This is a genomic window from Candidatus Cloacimonadota bacterium, from assembly GCA_028706475.1.
Taxonomy (GTDB): domain Bacteria; phylum Cloacimonadota; class Cloacimonadia; order Cloacimonadales; family Cloacimonadaceae; genus UBA5456.
In genome coordinates, this window is the sequence record JAQWBI010000076.1 from 1 (window position 1) to 4493 (window position 4493).

The window sequence follows — 4493 nt, forward strand, 5'->3', positions numbered from 1 at the left end:
ATGTATCTGTGAGTATTCCTGCAAGGTGGCATCATCCTCGCAATGCACCAGTATCCTGGTCTTGGTTGCTTCCGAAGCCAGCATCCAGTGTTCGATCGCTTCATAGGAGCTGTAAAGCCCGGCCTCGCGATAGGTGCTATACAGCTTGAGATCGCTGTGCTTTCCCAAAAGCGGGATCACATCCTCCGCTTTGGTCTTTACGGGGCTTAAGTGCCAAAACACCTCTCCTTCAAATTCTGCTGCAGCATGTTCCCGCATGGATTCATATTTGTCTTTCAGACTTTGCCCTGGCTCTTCGCTTACAAATACGCCCACAGAGCCCAAAGGCACTCCTTGAGAAGCATGTTCCGGCCTCCGCAGCAGGTTTAGTTCCTTAAATCCGTCCCGGAGCTGATATCCGCCAATGCGTTCTCCCACATGCACATGAAAATCGTGATAAACCTGCTCATGCGTCAAATTTCACCGCCTGAATATCCTTTAGTCCATGCCCGGTAAGCATCAGTACCACACTTGATTTATCTGCGATCTTTCCCTGTTCTCTACAGCTGAAGTATGCCGCCAGTGTCGCTGCAGAAGAAGGCTCACAGAAAATCCCGCTACGTTCTGCCAACATCATTTGTGCTGCCAGAATCTCCTCATCGGATACCCTTACTCCAAACCCACTGCTATTATGGAGTGCTTTGACGGCTAAGTGAGCTGCTGACGGAGTTTTTACCGAGATTGAATCTGCTATAGTGCTGGGTTGATGAGCATCAGCATATACACCACTTTCCCAATATGAGCAGATGGCGTCCGAGCTCTCTGCCTGAGCCGCCACCAATGCAGGCTGTTTACTGATCAGACCAGCTTTGTGAAGGTCGTAAAATGCCTTTGCCATTCCGGAGAGAATCACGCCATCTCCGGTGGGCACAAAGATATAATCCGGCAGAGTCTCCATCTGTACAAAGAGTTCCAACCCCGCACTCTTCTTTCCTTCTATGGTAAAGGGATGGTAGGCAGTGTTGCGGTTCAGACAATCGTGTTCTTTCCCGTAATTTAAGGCCGCTACAAAGGCATCGTCGTAGCTGCCCTCCACCAGATTCAACTTCGCCCCATGTACTTTGATCTGAACCAGCTTTGCTTGCGGTGCAGCCGCTGGAGCAAAGATCACTGCTTTGAGACCTGCAGCTGCGCAGATAGCTGCCAAAGACGACGCTGCATTCCCCGTGGATGCAGTCACAATCTCTCTGATTCCCAGTCGTTTGGCTTCGGCCACCACCAAGTGTGAAGCACGGTCTTTGAACGATCCCGAAGGGTTGAGACCGTCAAATTTCAGATACAGCGCTTCTCCCGCCAGGCTCTGACTGCAGACCAGGGGCGTCCTGCCCACTGGCAGATTGGGAAAATACTCTTTATCCAGAGGACAGAGTATCTCACAGATATCATCCATACGCTTCGCTTCATGCGCATCCGGGAAAGCGATGGTAAATTCTGCCCAAGCCCTGGCTACTGCGTCATAATCGTACACGCATTCCAGAATTCCGGGTAAGGGCATGCCGGCCTTGTAATCCTTGGCGCAATCAGGGCACAGATAGATGAGATCATCTGGAGGATATTCTCTTCCACATTCTGTACATCGATAATTTGTGAAGTATGTCATTGTTTCAATTGATAGATCAATGCCGCGTAGAAAGCAGCCGCTTCATTTAGGTGTTCGATGGGAGTGGCCTCATTAGGCGCATGGGCATACACTTCATTTCCGGGTCCCAAGCCGATGCAGGGGATCTTGTGCATGCCAGCGATTGCGACACCGTTGGTAGAAAAAGTCCATTTATCGATCTTAGCGCTGCGGTAAAGGGTCTGTTCGTAAGCTTTTGCGGCTGCTTGTACCCAAGGTGAGTCTTCCGGAGTGACCCAAGTGGGATAATACTTCTCGGTGGGATACACCAAGCCGGTATATGCCGCTTCTTCATACATCAACACTTCTATGTGGGAATCCGGATGACCGGCCAGGATACAAGCCTCTCTCACTTCGCCTACCGCACTTTCCTTGGTCTCGCCCCATGTAAGGCGGCGATCCAGATGGATGCGGGCGCTATCCGGCACGGCGCACTGTGAAGGTCCGGTAAAATACACTTCCGTAACCGCCACCGAGCCTTTGCCCAGAAAATCGTCTGTATGCAAGCGTTCATGCAGCTTTTCGATCTCCAGTGCTATCCGTGATATCTTGTAAATGGCATTATCACCGCGTTCCGGAGCGGAGCCGTGGCAGGAAAGCCCTTTCACATGCACCTGCATCTCCATGCGTCCCCGATGGCCGCGATAGATATTCATATTCGTAGGCTCCGTAATCACAACCAGATCCGGCTTTATCTTGTCTTCATTGATGATGTATTGCCAACAGAGTCCGTCACAATCCTCTTCCATCACAGTACCTGTAAAGTAGAGCGTAAAACCTTCCTGAAGATTCATATCTTTGATGATGCGCGCAGCAGTGAGCATGCTTGCCATCCCACCTTCCTGATCCACAGTTCCTCTACCCCACACTTTGCCGCCTTTGATGTGAGCATCATAGGGATCGAAGTCCCACAAACTGAGGTCTCCAGGATACACGGTATCTACATGGGCATCAAAAGCTATCACTTTGGGTCCGTTGCCTATGCGACCGATCACATTACCCAGAGGATCAATCTTGACTTCATCAAATCCTGCGCTTTCCATCTCATTCCTGATACACTCTATCACATCCTTTTCTTTGGTGGAAAAGGCCGGAATGCGCACCATATCCATCAGGAAGCGTACGGTTTCTTCTTGATAAGCATTGGCTTTGTTTAGAATTCTTTTGTACATAATATCCTCCACTTAGATCACTAAAATCTATCCCAAAGTGAAGCGGCAAGAGCTCTGCTTTCGGCGCGTAATTCTTGCTCATCCACGCCCAGAAGCAGTTCATTGTCCCACATCAGGAATTCTCCGCCCACAATGGTAGCATCCACTCGAGCTTGTGAAATGCCATAGATCACATGGCCAATCCAGGTTTCGGCATTTAGCGGTGTGTGGGGATCGTAATCCACCAGGATCATATCCGCATTTGCGCCTTCGCATAGTGTTCCATGACCTTTTCCCCAGTACTTCTGCGCGATTGCAGGATTACTAAAAAGCAGGGTAGAGGCCATCTCCATAAAGCCGGCACTGGGATTTTCCTGCTTGAGATGCTGAGCCCACAATCCCACGCGCAGTTCTTCCAGCATATTCACCGTCATAGCATCCGTTCCCAGTCCTACTTTGATGCCCAATTCGCTCATTTTACACACATCGGCAATACCCACAGCGTTGTTCAGATTCGATTGCGGATTGGTGACAATCGCCGCTCCCAGATCAGCTACGATCATCATTTCTTTGGGATTCAGGTGTACGCCATGCGCCAGTATACTGCGATTGTTGATGAGCCCAAAATCCCGCAGACGCTCCACTACACGTTTACCATAATGCTCGATATTGTAGCGCTGATCGCTTTGGGCTTCCGCCACATGGATATGGGTGCCGCAAGACGTCTCGGCCACTAAACTGGCGATTTTATCCAAACTCTCGTCACTCAGCGTGAAGGCGGCATGCATCCCGAACAATGCTTTCAATTGAGGATCAGTATCTCCACTATAGTCTTGGATAAAACTCAGGTTCTCATCGATGCCTTCATCTCTGCGCTGGATACCGTCTCGATCGGATACTTCATAACAGAGGCTTGCCCTCAGGCCAATATCTTTGACTGCTTTACCAATCTCGGAAAGAGATCCGGTAATGTGGTAGGGAGAGGCGTGATGGTCGATGATGGTGGTTGTTCCTTTGCGGATGGAGTTGATGGCCGATATCTCAGCGCTGATGTAGGTATCGCGCAGCATCAGTTGTTTATCCAGCCGCCACCAGAGATTGTTCAATACTTCGTTGAAATCTTTGGAGGGCGATGCTTTTCCCAATCCCGTCACGAAGGTGGAATAGAAGTGATGGTGGGCATTGATCAGGCCAGGCATTAGAATCTTGCCCGAAGCATCGATGTGTTCACAATTCTCATCTTTCAGCTCCGAATATGGTGCGATCCTGGCGATCCTGCCATTCTCCACCATCAGAGCGTGATCCGTCAGATAGGGTTTTTGAGGATCAAAACTGAGAATATCAGCCGAATGAATTATGTATTTTTTCATAGTTCTTCCTTTTATCCCAAATCAGAGATTCAAGCATAAATTAGCTTTAGAACTTGTCAACAGAATTCACTGGTTGATCTCATTGAAATATGGGATATTAACAGATGTCACACTGTGAATTTCGAGCTGTGCCGATCGGGATATCATCGGGTGATCATCGAGTGACGACAGCATGATAACACCTTGATATCTGCTTCGGCACTGCTCAAAGTACAGAGAGGCGAGAGAGACGGCGCTTCCACTTTGCTGCGTAAAAGTAAACAAGCCCCGTAATTAGCATCCGGGGCTGTGTATTATGGAGGGTTGATACTATTT

4 protein-coding genes are annotated in these 4493 nt (G+C 49.3%); all 4 read right to left on the reverse strand.

Annotation, left to right across the window (positions count from 1 at the left end; genetic code table 11):
* On the reverse strand, positions 1 to 456 hold a 456-nt coding region (locus PHF32_08565), incomplete at its 3' end, for a hypothetical protein (GenBank protein ID MDD4560767.1).
* Positions 446 to 1639, reverse strand: coding sequence for a pyridoxal-phosphate dependent enzyme (locus PHF32_08570; protein ID MDD4560768.1), 1194 nt, complete (start codon positions 1637 to 1639; stop codon positions 446 to 448). The genes PHF32_08570 and PHF32_08565, both read right to left, overlap by 11 nt.
* Positions 1636 to 2829 carry a YgeY family selenium metabolism-linked hydrolase gene (locus tag PHF32_08575; protein MDD4560769.1) on the reverse strand — a complete coding sequence of 398 codons (1194 nt, stop codon included), beginning with the start codon at positions 2827 to 2829 and terminating at the stop codon, positions 1636 to 1638. Before PHF32_08575 ends, PHF32_08570 begins: the two co-directional genes overlap by 4 nt.
* 20 nt (positions 2830 to 2849) lie before the next feature.
* Positions 2850 to 4178 (reverse strand): putative aminohydrolase SsnA, encoded by a 1329-nt coding sequence (gene ssnA, locus PHF32_08580; protein ID MDD4560770.1) that lies wholly within the window; start codon positions 4176 to 4178, stop codon positions 2850 to 2852.
* Between the last annotated feature and the right edge of the window lie 315 nt (positions 4179 to 4493).

Excerpts from the sequence above, each read along its gene's own strand:
- PHF32_08570 (MDD4560768.1), bottom strand. The coding sequence starts at position 1,639 with ATGACATACTTCACAAATTATCGATGTACAGAATGTGGAAGAGAATAT.
- PHF32_08575 (MDD4560769.1), bottom strand. The coding sequence starts at position 2,829 with ATGTACAAAAGAATTCTAAACAAAGCCAATGCTTATCAAGAAGAAACC.
- ssnA (MDD4560770.1), bottom strand. The coding sequence starts at position 4,178 with ATGAAAAAATACATAATTCATTCGGCTGATATTCTCAGTTTTGATCCT.